This window comes from Streptomyces sp. NPDC088810 (genome assembly GCF_044750305.1).
Lineage (GTDB): Bacteria > Actinomycetota > Actinomycetes > Streptomycetales > Streptomycetaceae > Streptomyces.
Genome location: NZ_JBIVJQ010000002.1, coordinates 146,369 through 159,510, shown reverse-complemented (window position 1 = coordinate 159,510; position 13,142 = coordinate 146,369). Strand labels below are relative to the sequence as shown.

The window sequence follows — 13,142 nt, the reverse complement described above, 5'->3', positions numbered from 1 at the left end:
GGAGCACCGGGGGGCGGAGTACGGGGTGTCGTCGGAGCTCGGAGGGCCGGGCAACCGGGCGCCGTCCGAGTACCGGGGCCCGGAGTACGGGGCATCGCCGGTGGACGGCAAGCCGGGATACGGGGCATCGCCGGTGGACGGCAAGCCGGGATACGGGCACATGGGCTCGGCCCCCCTGGAGGCCGCGCACATGGCAGGCGCGCACCTCCCTACCGCCGCGCCCCACTCCACCGAGCCGGCCCGCGTACGTGCCGACCACGGCGGCGGCCTGGAACACATGGGCGCCCCACACAGCGGCCCGTACCACGGGGGCTCCGACCACATGGAGTCTGCGCACATGGGCTCGGAGCACATGGAGGCTGCGCACATGGGTTCCGAGCACGTGGTGCCCACCCACATGGGCGCAGGCCACACGGGCTCGGGCCACACGGGCTCGGGCCACACGGACGTGGACTACACGGGCGCGGACCTCACAGCCCCCGGCCACCCCGCCCCGCACAACGCGGCCCCGCCCCACACGGCCCCGGAGCACATGCCGCCAGACCACATGGCCCGGCCCGACACGGGCCCGCTCCACACGGCGCCAGAGCACATGGTCCCGCCCCGCACACCCCAGGCCCCCATGTCCCGAGAAGACAGGTCCCCGGCCCCCATACCCCCAGCGCACGCCCCCGCGCCCGCAGGCGACGGTGGCCGCGGCACCGGCCGGTCCGAGGGGAGCGCCCCGGCCGGATGACCGCCCCCGCACCCCTACGCCGTACCCCCACCCCCAGCGCTCCCGCAGATCTTCGTACCCCAAGGAGTCGATCCACCATGGCGAGCGACGCGCCGACCGTCCCCGCATCCGACCTCGACTGGCTGCTGAGCGGCCTCGTGCAGCGCGTACCGCACACCTCCAGCGCGGTGCTCCTGTCCTGCGACGGGCTGGTGAAGTCCGTGCACGGCCTGGACGCCGACAGCGCCGACCACATGGCGGCCCTGGCCTCCGGCCTGTACTCCCTCGGCCGCAGCGCGGGCGTCCGGTTCGGCGACGGCGGAGAGGTCCGCCAGGTCGTCGTCGAGCTCGACTCGACGCTGTTGTTCGTGACCACCGCCGGCTCCGGCACCTGCCTCGCCGTGCTCGCCGGCCGCGAGGCCGACGCGGCGGTGCTCGGCTACGAGATGGCGATGCTGGTCAAGAGCGTCCGCCCGTACCTGGTGACCGCTCCCCGGCAGCATGCCGTCGAATCCACGGCGACGAGGACTTGAGCGTGGCCGCAGCCGGCGACGGGCCCTGGCTGGACGACGCGGCGGGGCGGCTGGTGCGGCCGTTCACGGTCAGCAACGGCCGGACCAAGCCCAGCATCGCCCTCGACCTGATGTCGCAGGTGATGGCCACCGGCGTCACCCCGCTCGGCTACCTCGGACCCGAACACGCCCAGGCACTCGACCTGTGCCGCGCGCCCGTCTCGGTCGCCGAGGTCGCCGCCCAGCTGAAACTGCCCGCCGTGGTCACCAAGGTGCTCCTGTCGGACCTGGTCGACTGCGGTGCGCTGACCACCAAGCCGCCCGTCTACCACCACACTCCCACTGACCGGTCTCTGCTGGAGGCAGTGCTCGATGGACTACGACGACAGCTCTGACCCGTTCCCGACCGCGCTGAAGATCCTGGTCGCGGGCGGGTTCGGGGCCGGCAAGACCACCTTCGTGGGCGCGGTCAGCGAGATCGCGCCGCTCAGCACGGAGGAGCTGCTCACCACGGTCAGCGTCGGCACGGACAGTCTCGACGGCGTCGAGAACAAGATGGAGACCACCGTCGCCATGGACTTCGGCCGGATCACCCTCGATCCGGAACATGTGCTGTACCTGTTCGGCACGCCCGGCCAGGAGCGGTTCTGGTTCATGTGGGACGAGCTGTCCGAGGGCGCGCTCGGCGCGGTGATCCTCGCCGACACCCGGCGACTGCAGGACTGCTTCGCGGCCGTGGACTTCTTCGAGGAGCGCGGGCTCGCCTTCATCGTCGCCGTCAACGAGTTCGACGGCGCCCACCGCTACGACCCGGAGGAGGTGCGGGCCGCCATCGACCTCGACCCGGAGGTCCCGGTGGTGCGCTGCGACGCCCGCATCTCCAGCTCCGGCGTCCAGACCCTGCTCGTCCTCGTACGCCACCTCCTCGCCCACGCCCCGGCGACCGCGCCCAGCCACGGCGCCCACATGTGATCCCGCCCTACCGCCCACGGAGCCGCTATATGAGGTACGCCCACCGCGCCGGAGCCCGGCCATGAGCTACGAGCCGCCCCGGCCGGTCCGGGGTCTGCTGCTCACCCCCGAGGACAAGGAGGCCCCCGCCCGCGTCCACCGGCTGCGCCGACTCGGCCTGGCGGACCGGCCCGATCCCGTGCTCGACGCCTTCGCCGCCCACCTCGCCCAGCTCACCGGCGCGCTCTACGCCATGGTCAACTTCATCGGCGAGGACCACCAGTTCTTCGCGGGCCTGAGCGCCCCCGCCACCGCCCCGGTCGTCCGGGACGACGGCAGCAGGGCCGAGATCGGGCGGGTGCTGCCCCGCGACCACGGTTTCTGCCCCCATGTGGTCGTCCGCCGAAAGGCTCTGGTTCTGGAGGACGTCCGCGACTATCCCCGGTTCGCGGGCAACCCGGTCGTTGACGAGTACGGCATCCGTTCCTATCTCGGCGCGCCGCTCATCGACAGCTCCGGCATGGCGCTCGGCACCGTGTGTGCCGCCGACACAGCGCCCCGCGCCTGGGGCAGGCCGGGCCTGGAGACCATCAAGGCGCTCGCCGCCGATCTCGTCGTACGCCTGGAACGCAGTGCGCAGGACGGTCTGCCGATCTGACACGCGGAAAGGGCGTGTAGGAAAGCTGAGGCGCAGGTTAAGAAAAGCTCGATGGACCCCGGCCCGCGCATACGGCAGATTGCAGGGTGATTCCACCCCTCTGACCCGGTGCGGGCTCCTTCGGCATGCCCGTGGGCCGGGCCTCACTCACAGGAGCCCTAGCGTTGAAGGCGCTCGTCAAGGAGAAGGCGGAGCCGGGACTCTGGCTGACGGACGTCCCGGAGCCCGCCATCGGCCCCGGTGATGTCCTGATCAAGGTCATGCGGACCGGTATCTGCGGCACCGACCTGCACATCCGGGCCTGGGACGGCTGGGCCCGGCAGACGATCCGCACGCCCCTCGTGCTCGGCCACGAGTTCGTCGGGCAGGTCGTCGAGGTCGGCCGGGACGTGGCCGACATCCGCATCGGCGACCGGGTCAGCGGCGAGGGCCACCTGGTGTGCGGCAAGTGCCGCAACTGCCTGGCCGGCCGCCGCCACCTGTGCCGGGCCACCGTCGGCCTCGGCGTCGGCCGCGACGGCGCGTTCGCCGAGTACGTCGCCCTGCCCGCGTCCAACGTCTGGGTGCACCGGGTCCCCGTCGACCTCGACGTCGCCGCGATCTTCGACCCGTTCGGCAACGCCGTGCACACCGCGCTCTCCTTCCCGCTGGTCGGCGAGGACGTGCTGATCACCGGTGCCGGCCCGATCGGTCTGATGGCCGCCGCCGTGGCCCGGCACGCGGGCGCCCGCAACGTCGTCATCACCGACGTCAGCGAGGACCGCCTGGAACTGGCCCGCAAGATAGGAGTGAGCCTCGCCCTGAACGTCGCCGAGACGACCATCGCCGACGGACAGCGCGAGCTGGGGCTGCGCGAGGGCTTCGACATCGGCCTGGAGATGTCCGGCCGTGCCGAGGCCATGCGGGACATGATCGCCAACATGACGCACGGCGGCCGGATCGCCATGCTCGGCCTGCCCGCCCAGGAGTTCCCGGTCGACTGGGCCCGGATCGTCACCTCGATGATCACCATCAAGGGCATCTACGGCCGCGAGATGTTCGAGACCTGGTACGCGATGTCGGTGCTGCTGGAGGGCGGCCTCGACCTCGCCCCGGTGATCACCGGCCGGTACGGCTACCGCGACTTCGAGGCGGCCTTCGCCGACGCGGCGAGCGGCACCGGCGGCAAGGTCATCCTCGACTGGACCGTGTGACTCCCTTCATCCGCAAGCACCTTCAGGAGAGCCCCCATGTTCGACACCGTCCGTGAGGACCTGCGCGCCACCCTCGACGAGATCCGCGCCGCCGGCCTGCACAAGCCCGAGCGGGTCATCGACACCCCGCAGTCCGCGACCGTCAACGTCTCGGCCGGCGGCCGCCCCGGCGAGGTCCTCAACTTCTGCGCCAACAACTACCTCGGCCTCGCCGACCACCCCGAAGTGGTCGCCGCCGCCCACGCCGCGCTGGACCGCTGGGGCTACGGCATGGCCTCCGTCCGCTTCATCTGCGGCACCCAGGAGGTCCACAAGGAGCTGGAGGCCCGGCTGTCGGCGTTCCTCGGCCAGGAGGACACGATCCTGTACTCCTCCTGCTTCGACGCCAACGGCGGTGTCTTCGAGACCCTGCTCGGCGAGGAGGACGCGGTGATCTCCGACGCCCTCAACCACGCCTCCATCATCGACGGCATCCGGCTGTCCAAGGCCCGCCGCTTCCGCTACGCCAACCGCGACCTCGCCGACCTGGAGACCAAGCTCAAGGAGGCGTCCGACGCCCGGCGCCGCCTGATCGTCACCGACGGCGTCTTCTCCATGGACGGCTATGTGGCGCCCCTGGCGGAGATCTGCGACCTGGCCGACCGCTACGACGCGATGGTCATGGTCGACGACTCGCACGCCGTCGGCTTCGTCGGCCCGACCGGCCGGGGCACGCCCGAACTGCACGGTGTCATGGACCGGGTCGACATCATCACCGGCACCCTCGGCAAGGCCCTCGGCGGCGCCTCCGGCGGCTATGTCGCCGCCCGCGCCGAGATCGTCGCGCTGCTGCGCCAGCGCTCCCGCCCCTACCTGTTCTCCAACACGCTCGCCCCGGTGATCGCCGCCGCCTCCCTCAAGGTCCTCGACCTGCTGGAGTCGGCCGACGACCTGCGCGTCCGCCTCGCCGAGAACACGGCCCTGTTCCGCCGCCGGATGACCGAGGAGGGCTTCGACGTCCTCCCCGGCGACCACGCCATCGCCCCCGTCATGATCGGCGACGCGGCCGAGGCGGCCCGCATGGCCGAACTGCTGCTGGAGCGCGGGGTCTACGTGATCGGCTTCTCCTACCCGGTGGTCCCGCAGGGCCAGGCCCGCATCCGCGTCCAGCTGTCCGCCGCGCACTCCACGGACGACGTCAACCGCGCGGTCGACGCGTTCATCGCGGCGCGCGCCGCGCTGGCGGCCTGACCGACCGGATGACCTGGGATAATTGAGGTCATGATCGAAGCACGGCGGCTCCACATCCTCCGTGCGGTGGCCGACCACCGCACGGTCACCGCGGCAGCCGCCGCGCTCTACCTCACCCCCTCCGCCGTCTCCCAGCAACTGACGGCCCTGGAACAGGAGACCGGCCACCGCCTGGTGGAGCGCGGCGCCAAGGGCGTACGGCTCACCCCGGCCGGCGAGATCCTGCTCGGCCACACCAACGCGGTCCTCGCCCAGCTGGAGCGGGCCGAGGCCGAGCTGGCCGCCTACGGCTCCGGCGAGGCGGGCACGGTCACCGTGGCGGCCTTCGCGACCGGCATCGCCCAGGTCGTGGCCCCGGCCGTGGCCCGCCTCGCCCACTCCGCGCCCGGCATAAGGATCCGCGTGCAGGACGCGGAGGGCGACGCCAGCCTGCCCATGGTGCTGGACCGGCAGGTCGACGTCGCGGTCGCCGTCGAGTACCGGGGCGCGCCGCCCGCCGACGACCCCCGGCTGACCCACGTGCCGCTCTACGCCGAGCCGTTCGACGCCGTCGTACCGGTGGGGCACCGCCTGGCGGACGCCCCCGAGGTGCCCCTCGCCGAGCTGGCCAAGGACCCCTGGATCGGCCCGTACCCCGGCAACCCCTGCCACGACGTGGTCGTCCTGGCCTGCGAGAGCGCCGGCTTCCAGCCCCGCCTCGAACACTCCTCGGACGACTTCCGGGCCGTCGTCGCCCTGGCCTCGGCCGACGCCGGGGTGGCGCTCGTACCGCGCTCCGCGCTGCGCGGCATGGACCTCGCCGGTGTGGTCGTACGGCCCGTCGACGGCGTCGCCCCGACCCGCCGGGTGTTCGCCGCCGTCCGCCGCGGCGCCGAGGGGCACCCGCTGATCCGCCCGGTGCTGGAGGCGCTCGGCGAGGCGGCCCAGGCGTGAGGCTTCCGTAACCGTGCCGTCTCATATCCGGGATAGCGTCCCGGATATGAGAAGCGAGGATCACGTCGATCTCCTCATCGGCGCCCGGCTGGCCGAACTGCGCGCCCAGCACGGCTGGTCCCTGGGCGAGCTGGCGGAACGCAGCGGAGTCAGCCGCTCCACCCTGTCCCGCGCCGAACGCGCCGAGACCAGCGCCACGGCCGCCCTCCTGAACCGGCTCTGCCACGTCTACGGGCGCACCATGTCCCAGCTGCTGAGCGAGGTCGAGGCGGCGCCGGCCCCGCTGGTCCGGGCCGCGGAGCAGCAGGTGTGGGAGGACCGCGCCTCCGGTTTCGTCCGCCGGTCGGTGTCCCCGCCGCACACCGGGCTGCGCGGCGAACTGGTCGAGGGCCGGCTCACCCCGGGCGCGGACCTCGCCTACGACCGCCCGCCCGTGCCCGGCCTGGAACAGCACCTGTGGCTGCTGGCGGGGACCCTGGAGGTGACCGTGGGGGACCAGGTCCACCGGCTCGACCCGGGTGACTGCCTGCGGATGCGCGTGACCGGCGCGACCCGCTTCCGCTGCACCGGTCCCGGCGAGGCCCGCTACGTCCTGGCGGTGGTACGGCCATGAGGGTGGAGCGCTGGACCGGCGACCGGGTGCGCGACCGGGCCGGGGACCTGGCGGAGCTGCTGGCCGACACCGTGGCCTCGGGCGCCTCCGTCGGCTTCCTCGCGCCGCTCGGCCACGCGGAGGCGGCCGCCTGGTGGCGGGAGCAGGCGGACGCCGCGGCGGCGGGCCGGCTCGCCGTCTGGGCGGCCCTGGACCCCACGGACCGGGTGACCGGCACCGTCAGCCTCGCCTTCCCCGGCAAGCCGAACAGCCGGCACCGCGCCGAACTGGTCAAGCTGATGGTGCACCGCACGGCACGGGGACAGGGACTCGCCCGCCGGCTCCTGGCCACCGCCGAGCAGGCCGCCGCTGCCGACGGCCGCACCCTGCTCCACCTCGACACCGAGACCGGCAGCCCCGCCGAGCACCTGTACCGCTCGGCCGGCTGGACCGTGGCCGGCACCATCCCCGGCTACGCGGCGGACCCGGCGGGCGAGTTGCGGCCGACGACCCTCTACTACAAGCACCTCGGGGGGTGACTGTCAGTGGCAGGAGCTACCTTGCGTGGCATGCCGGATGCAGAAGACGTACGCCGAATCGCCCTGTCCCTGCCGGACACCGCGGAGAAGATCGCCTGGAGCATGCCCACGTTCCGGGTCGCCGGGAAGATGTTCGCGACCCTGCCCGAGGACGAGACGTCCCTCGCCGTGCGCTGTCCCAAGGACGAGCGTGACGAACTGGTGCTGGCCGAGCCGGAGAAGTTCTGGATCGCCGACCACGAGGCCCAGTTCGCCTGGGTGAGAGCGAGACTCTCCGCGCTGGAGGACGAGGAGGAGCTGCGGGACATCCTCGCCGACTCCTGGCGCCAGTCCGCCCCGGCCCGACTCCTGGACGCCCACCCCGAGTTGGGGCTTCCGCCCGGGATGTGACATCGCGGCGGCCGACGCCGGGACCGAGCATCCGGTGCGGCACATCGGCCAGCGGGCGACCTGGTCCGGGCCGACCCGGCTGCACCCGCCGCCCGCTGGATCCCGGGGCTCACCCGTGCGCCGCCGTCCTCCGCCCGGCGTCCACGAACCGGCCGATCCGCTCCCGCAGGCTCGCCGCGTCCAGCCCGTGCGCGGCCACATGCTCCTCGATCGTGCCGTAGCGGCGCAGCTCGCGGCGGCCGACGCCGAGACCGAGCACCCGGTGCGGCACATCGGCCAGCGCCTCGCTCACCGCGGCCGTCGACGTCCCCGCCAGGTACGGCTCGACGAGCACGACGTCGGTACCCGCCGCCTGCGTCGCCCGGCGCAGCCCGGCCGCGTCGAAGGGCCGTACGGTCGTCGCGTACAGCACGGTCACGTCCAGGCCCTCCGTGGCGGCGAGGACCGCGTCCAGCACCGGTCCGACGGCGACGACGACACCGGAGCGGCCCTCGCGGACGGGGCGGAAGTGCTGCCCGTCGACGGCCCGGCCCTGCCGGTTGGACTGCACGGACAGGCGCACGTACACCTTGTCGTCCCCCGCGGCGACCGCGTGTCGCAGCAGCGTCTCGGCCTCGTCCGGGTGCCCGGGCACATGCACGGTCCAGCCGTCCAGCGTGTCGAGCAGGGCGACGTCGCCCGGGGCCATGTGGGTGAAGCCACCGGCCGGCCAGTCGAAGGAGGCGGCGGCGCTGACCAGCACCGCGCCCGTGTCCTGGTGCCCCAGATCCAGCTTGAGCTGCTCGAACGGCCGCTCCACGAGGAAGCTGGCGAAGGTGTGCACGACCGGCCGCAGCCCGGTGAGCGCGAGCCCCGCCGCCGCCCCGACCAGCAGCTGCTCGCGGATGCCGACGTTGATCACCCGGTCGGGGTGCCGGCGCTCGGCCTCGCGGAACCCGTCCCGGCCGATCTCGGCGAGGACGACCGCGACCCGCGGATCCTCGTCCAGCAGCCGGGAGACGACGGGGGCGAGACGGTCACGCATGGTGTCCATGGAGGTGTGCCCTTTCAGAGCAGGGGAGGGTCAGGCGTTCTTCGGTTCGACGCGGGCCACGACGGCATGCGGCCGGCCCGGGTGCGGCGCGGTGAACGCGGCGTACAGCGCCTCGTGGTCGCGCCCGTCGACGGTCACCGCGGACCAGCCCGCCGCCTCGAACCGGGCGGCGATCCCGCCGGGCAGCGCGTGGCTGGCGGAGGAGTTGTCGATCACGACGGTGTGCAGCCGGTCCAGTCCGGCCGGCCCGGCGAAGGCGATCGCCTCGTGGTTGCTGCCCTCGTCCAGCTCGGCGTCCCCGATCAGCACCCACACTGCCGGGTCGGTCCGGCCCTGCGCCCGCAGGCCCAGCGCGGTGCCCACGGCGATCGGCAGCCCGTGCCCGAGCGACCCGCTGCCGATCTCGGCCCCCGGCACCAGCACCCGGTCGGGGTGATGACCGAGCGGGGAGTCGTACGCCCCGAACCCCGGCAGCCAGTCCACCGGCACGAAGCCCTTCGCGGCGAGCACCGCGTAGTAGGCCATGGGTCCGTGCCCCTTGCTCAGCAGGAACCGGTCCCGGGCCGGGTCCTCCCGCCGCTCCGGAGCGACCCGGAGCACCCGGTCGTAGAGGACCCACAGCACGTCGAGCGTGGAGGTGGCCGCCGGGCCGTGCTTCTCGTCGCCGGTCATCATGCCCATCAGCCGGGGCAGGTCGGCATAGCCGTACGTGCGGCTCTGTTCCGCTGTGGTCGTCATGCCGATGATCGTGCAACCTCGACCGAGCTTGAGGTCAACACGGAAAGGGGCGCGCGACCACCGATCCGAGTGCGGTATTGTTTCCCTGCACGTTGTGACCGGGGAAACCCCAGGTCAAACGGCACCGGGACGTGGCGCAGCTTGGTAGCGCACTTGACTGGGGGTCAAGGGGTCGCAGGTTCAAATCCTGTCGTCCCGACTCGTGAGAGTCGCCGGTGAGGGCCGGTTCCGGAGACATCCGGAACCGGCCCTCACTCATTCGAGGAGACGTCCCTCACCCTGCCGACTTGTCCCCCTTGGTGCCGTCGATCACCTGTCCCGCCGGCGGGGGTGCCGCCTTGACCGGCTTCTCGTAGTCCGAGAAGACGATCGTGCCGGGATTCTCGCCGCCGGACTGGTCGAGCTTGAGAATGTACGGCTTTCCCTCCGTGGCGACGTACAGGGTGATGGTTTCGCCGCCGCCCTTCTTTTTCTTCAGGGGGATCGCCTTCCGGCCGTCGACCGTGGTGACGTCGCCCTTCGTCATTCCCTTGCGCTCGGACTTGTCGCTGTCCATGTCGGCCAGGAATCCCTGCTTGTCGCACAGCCCCGTCGTGCGGGCGTCGCCGACCGGTACCTTCACCCAACGGCCGATCAGCGCCCGAGCCTCCTTCTGCCGGCCGGTCGAGCCCTTGGCGGCGTTGGCCCAGAACTCCTTGTCGCCCTTGATGTACGTTGCCTGGCCTGCGTGGATGATGTCGGCCGAGCCTCGTTCCATGGCCATCCGGCCCTTGCAGTTCTTCTGGGTGTCGACGTGGAAGTCGACCGTCATGGGCTGACCGTCCGCGGAGACCTTGCCGGCCATGCGCAACGATGCGGAGTTCCGGGTGGCGGTCACCGCCTTGGCGGCCACCTGGTCCGCGCTCTGCCCCTTGAACGGCTGATCCGACGATCCGCCGTCCGAGCATCCCGCGGTACCTATGGCAGCGGTCGCGCAGATCACGGATGCGGCTAACGTGCGGCTCACAGACATGGAAAACCCTTCCCGGGGAAACTGCTGCATTTCCTGGGCGGCCGCTCTTTCACCTCGTGACGGCCGCTGTGGATGTCCGGTTTTCCCGGGGATCATGGAATAGTCGCTTCCTCTTCCGTGGGAAGGCCCGCACCGCACTCGATCAGGGGTGCGAGACTCTTCGGAATGGACATCGCCCGCAGGAGCAATGTCACCGTCACCGGCAACCCCGAGGGACGGCCGGTGGTGCTGGCGCACGGGTTCGGGCTGCGACCAGAACATGTGGCGGCTGACGGTTCCCGGCTCCGGAGCGGCTCGGGGCGCTGGTGATGGTCGCCCCGTCTCCCCGCTACATCGACGACGACGGCTACCGGGGCGGATTCAGCGCCGAGGACATCGAGGAACTGCTGTCCTCGCTGGAGTCCAACTATCTCCCTGCTGGCCTTCGCCGCCGGACAGGCCGACAAGTCCCCCGGGGCCGTCGTCGAGGCGGTGACGGCCCTGCTGCACAGTTTCGGCGACGGCCTCGAGGACGACACCGCCGTCCTCGCCCTCGGAGCCGCCCCTCGGACGAGATGGCCACGATGAGCCCGCTGAAGATCACCATCCGAGACGCCGCCAACGGTCCCGTGCTGGAGATCTCCGGCGAACTCGACTACGCCAACGCCACACAGCTGCGTGACCTGATCCCCACCATCGGCCTGCGGGCCGGTCAGCGCCTGACCCTGGACCTGGGCGAGATGGCGTTCTGCGACTCCAGCGGCATCACCGCCATGATCGCCGCCCGCAACCATGCGCACGCGGCCCGGGCGGACGTCGCACTCGCCGCCGTCCCCGCCCGCACGCTGCGGGTCCTGCGCATCGTCGGCCTCGACCAGATCTTCACCATCCACCCCGGCGGCGAGACGGCCAGCCGTTCCTGACGGTGCGGCGGCGTCGAAGAGGTCAGAAGGCCAGCCCCACGTGCGCGAGGGCCTGCTTCAGCAGTACCCCGTGGCCGCCCGGCATCTCGTTCTGCACGGCGGGGGAGGCGGCCTCCTGGGGGCTGAACCAGACGAGGTCCAGCGCGTCCTGGCGGGGCCGGCAGTCCCCGGTCACCGGCACGATGTAGGCGAGGGAGACCGCGTGCTGGCGCGGGTCGTGGTACGGCGTGATGCCGGCGGTGGGGAAGTACTCGGCGACCGTGAACGGCTGGAGCGAGGCGGGGACGCGGGGCAGGGCGACCGGGCCGAGGTCCTTCTCCAGGTGACGCAGCAGCGCGTCGCGGACCCGCTCGTGGTGCAGGACCCGGCCGGAGACCAGGGTCCGGCTGACGGTGCCGTCCGGGCCGATGCGCAGCAGCACCCCGATGCTGGTGACTTCACCGCTGTCGTCCACGCGCACGGGCACGGCCTCGACGTACAGGATCGGCATCCGGGCCCTGGCCATCTCCAGCTCGTCCGTGGTCAGCCAGCCGGGCGTGGTTTCGGTCATGTCAGACATTGCTTGATCATACTTTCCGGATGGGGTGCCCGCTGGAATCGCGGGCAGGTTCGGATACGGGCGGTCCGTACAGCCGGCGGGCGTTGTCGCGGCCCGTCCAGTCCGCGATCCGCAGGGCGTCTGCCAGGCTCAACTCGTCGGCGTCGACGCGGTCCTGCAGCAGACCGGCGAGGCCCTGGCGGAAGCACAGGGCCCCCAGGTGGTGGAACTCGGCCACACCGTAGGCGTCGGAGCTGTACAGCAGTTTGCGGAACGGGGTGATCTCCAGCGCCTCCTCCAGCACCGCCCGGCAGCGGGCGGGGCCGGTGTGGTGCAGTGCGAGGCCGACGTCCAGGTACACCCGCTCGAACACCGCGGCGAGATAGGCGGCCTGGCGGTGGTACGGCCAGCAGTGCAGCAGCAGCACCGGGATGGTGCCGGCGGTCCGGTGCAGCCAGTCGGTGAGCAGCGTGGGGTCGGCGCGGTGCAGCCGTACGTCCGCGTCGCCGAAGCCGGTGTGCAGCTGCAGCGGCAGGCCCAGCTCGACCGCGGTCCACAGCAGGTGCCGCAGCAGCACGGGGTCGTCGAGGCGGCCGCCGCGTGCCAGCCAGCGCCCGGCCGCCCGGGTCACCTCGGCCGCGGCGGGGCGCTCCGGGTCCAGCGCGAAGCCCGTCCGGTACGCCGCGACGGACTTCACCGCCACCACGCCCGGCCGGCGTACGGCCTCCTCGGCGGCGGCCCGGAACGCGGCCGCGTAGCCGCCCGCCGCCGTGCCCCGCGCGGCCACCGACTCGGCGATCCGTTCCAGCCGTACGACCTCGCAGGCGGCGGCGCCGGCCGCGGCGGCCAGGTCCGCGGGGGAGGTGAGCGGGTGCGGGGCGTAGCCGGTGTCCACGCAGAACATCCCGGCTCCGGACGCCGTCAGGAAGCGGCGGTTGACCTCCTGCCAGCCCAGCTCCGCGCGCCGGGCCACGTAGTCGGCGGGCGGCGCGTGCCGGGGGAGGTCCAGCAGGGGCGCGCAGTGGCGGCGGACGGCCACGCCGGCGGGGGTGTCGAAGGGGGAGACGCCGGGCCAGGCCGCGCCCTCGGTGATCAGGGCCTCGAACTCCGCGGCGCTCAGGTCGGCCGTGACCGCGCCGTGGCAGTGGTGGTCCACCAGCGGCAGCACGGCGAGCGCCTCGTGCACGGGTCCGGGGGCGGCCATGG

16 protein-coding genes, 1 tRNA gene and 1 pseudogene are annotated in these 13,142 nt (G+C 72.5%); 13 read left to right on the top strand and 5 right to left on the bottom strand.

Annotation, left to right across the window (positions count from 1 at the left end; all coding sequences use genetic code 11):
• Nucleotides 1–813: 813 nt before the first annotated feature.
• From ACIP4Y_RS07395 to ACIP4Y_RS07350, 10 genes are all read left to right on the top strand, one after another.
• A complete protein-coding gene (locus ACIP4Y_RS07395; RefSeq protein WP_358638578.1) occupies nt 814–1,248 on the top strand; it encodes a roadblock/LC7 domain-containing protein in 435 nt (144 codons plus the stop codon).
• 2 nt (nt 1,249–1,250) lie between these two features.
• Nucleotides 1,251–1,622 carry a DUF742 domain-containing protein gene (locus ACIP4Y_RS07390; protein ID WP_358638579.1) on the top strand — a complete coding sequence of 124 codons (372 nt, stop codon included), beginning with the start codon at nt 1,251–1,253 and terminating at the stop codon, nt 1,620–1,622.
• Nucleotides 1,600–2,199, top strand: a complete 600-nt coding sequence (locus ACIP4Y_RS07385) for a GTP-binding protein (protein WP_401389015.1) — start codon at nt 1,600–1,602, stop codon at nt 2,197–2,199. Before ACIP4Y_RS07390 ends, ACIP4Y_RS07385 begins: the two co-directional genes overlap by 23 nt.
• A 61-nt stretch (nt 2,200–2,260) precedes the next feature.
• Complete coding sequence (locus ACIP4Y_RS07380) at nt 2,261–2,836, top strand: GAF domain-containing protein (RefSeq protein WP_358638581.1); 576 nt, start codon at nt 2,261–2,263, stop codon at nt 2,834–2,836.
• A 164-nt stretch (nt 2,837–3,000) separates the two neighbouring features.
• The gene (tdh, locus tag ACIP4Y_RS07375; protein ID WP_358638583.1) at nt 3,001–4,029 is read left to right on the top strand and encodes an L-threonine 3-dehydrogenase; all 1,029 of its coding nucleotides are present in this window, start codon (nt 3,001–3,003) and stop codon (nt 4,027–4,029) included.
• 36 nt (nt 4,030–4,065) lie between these two features.
• Complete coding sequence (locus ACIP4Y_RS07370) at nt 4,066–5,259, top strand: glycine C-acetyltransferase (RefSeq protein WP_358638585.1); 1,194 nt, start codon at nt 4,066–4,068, stop codon at nt 5,257–5,259.
• Nucleotides 5,260–5,289: 30 nt separating this feature from the next.
• On the top strand, nt 5,290–6,192 hold the full coding sequence (locus ACIP4Y_RS07365) for a LysR family transcriptional regulator (protein ID WP_358638587.1): 903 nt from the start codon (nt 5,290–5,292) through the stop codon (nt 6,190–6,192).
• 46 nt (nt 6,193–6,238) lie between these two features.
• Entirely contained in the window at nt 6,239–6,805 is a 567-nt protein-coding gene (locus ACIP4Y_RS07360) for a helix-turn-helix domain-containing protein (protein ID WP_401389010.1), read from the top strand.
• Nucleotides 6,802–7,323: a GNAT family N-acetyltransferase gene (locus ACIP4Y_RS07355; RefSeq protein WP_401389007.1), complete on the top strand. Its 522-nt coding sequence runs from the start codon at nt 6,802–6,804 to the stop codon at nt 7,321–7,323. The genes ACIP4Y_RS07360 and ACIP4Y_RS07355 overlap by 4 nt, the downstream gene beginning before the upstream one ends.
• A gap of 30 nt (nt 7,324–7,353) precedes the next feature.
• A complete protein-coding gene (locus ACIP4Y_RS07350) occupies nt 7,354–7,713 on the top strand; it encodes an MmcQ/YjbR family DNA-binding protein (RefSeq protein WP_401389004.1) in 360 nt (119 codons plus the stop codon).
• Nucleotides 7,714–7,822: 109 nt separating this feature from the next.
• Here ACIP4Y_RS07350 and ACIP4Y_RS07345 read toward each other — a convergent pair whose 3' ends face one another.
• Complete coding sequence (locus ACIP4Y_RS07345) at nt 7,823–8,746, bottom strand: transketolase C-terminal domain-containing protein (RefSeq protein ID WP_358638594.1); 924 nt, start codon at nt 8,744–8,746, stop codon at nt 7,823–7,825.
• Nucleotides 8,747–8,776: 30 nt separating this feature from the next.
• Nucleotides 8,777–9,484, bottom strand: a complete 708-nt coding sequence (locus ACIP4Y_RS07340) for a transketolase (protein ID WP_401389001.1) — start codon at nt 9,482–9,484, stop codon at nt 8,777–8,779.
• 125 nt (nt 9,485–9,609) lie between these two features.
• On the opposite strand from ACIP4Y_RS07340, the gene ACIP4Y_RS07335 reads away from it, so the two are divergent.
• Nucleotides 9,610–9,683 (top strand) — tRNA-Pro (locus tag ACIP4Y_RS07335).
• Nucleotides 9,684–9,758: 75 nt separating this feature from the next.
• Here ACIP4Y_RS07335 and ACIP4Y_RS07330 read toward each other — a convergent pair.
• Entirely contained in the window at nt 9,759–10,526 is a 768-nt protein-coding gene (locus tag ACIP4Y_RS07330) for a hypothetical protein (protein WP_401388998.1), read from the bottom strand.
• 135 nt (nt 10,527–10,661) lie between these two features.
• Here ACIP4Y_RS07330 and ACIP4Y_RS07325 point away from each other — a divergent pair.
• Together ACIP4Y_RS07325 and ACIP4Y_RS07320 are read left to right on the top strand one after the other, a co-directional pair.
• A pseudogene (locus tag ACIP4Y_RS07325) lies at nt 10,662–10,909 on the top strand (alpha/beta fold hydrolase); the annotation flags it as partial.
• Between the two features lie 150 nt (nt 10,910–11,059).
• A complete protein-coding gene (locus tag ACIP4Y_RS07320; protein ID WP_401390609.1) occupies nt 11,060–11,398 on the top strand; it encodes an STAS domain-containing protein in 339 nt (112 codons plus the stop codon).
• 22 nt (nt 11,399–11,420) lie between these two features.
• On the opposite strand, the gene ACIP4Y_RS07315 is transcribed toward ACIP4Y_RS07320, so the two are convergent.
• Nucleotides 11,421–11,957: an NUDIX hydrolase family protein gene (locus ACIP4Y_RS07315; RefSeq protein ID WP_189889529.1), complete on the bottom strand. Its 537-nt coding sequence runs from the start codon at nt 11,955–11,957 to the stop codon at nt 11,421–11,423.
• Between the two features lie 7 nt (nt 11,958–11,964).
• Complete coding sequence (locus ACIP4Y_RS07310) at nt 11,965–13,140, bottom strand: amidohydrolase family protein (protein ID WP_401388994.1); 1,176 nt, start codon at nt 13,138–13,140, stop codon at nt 11,965–11,967.
• Nucleotides 13,141–13,142 lie beyond the last annotated feature (2 nt).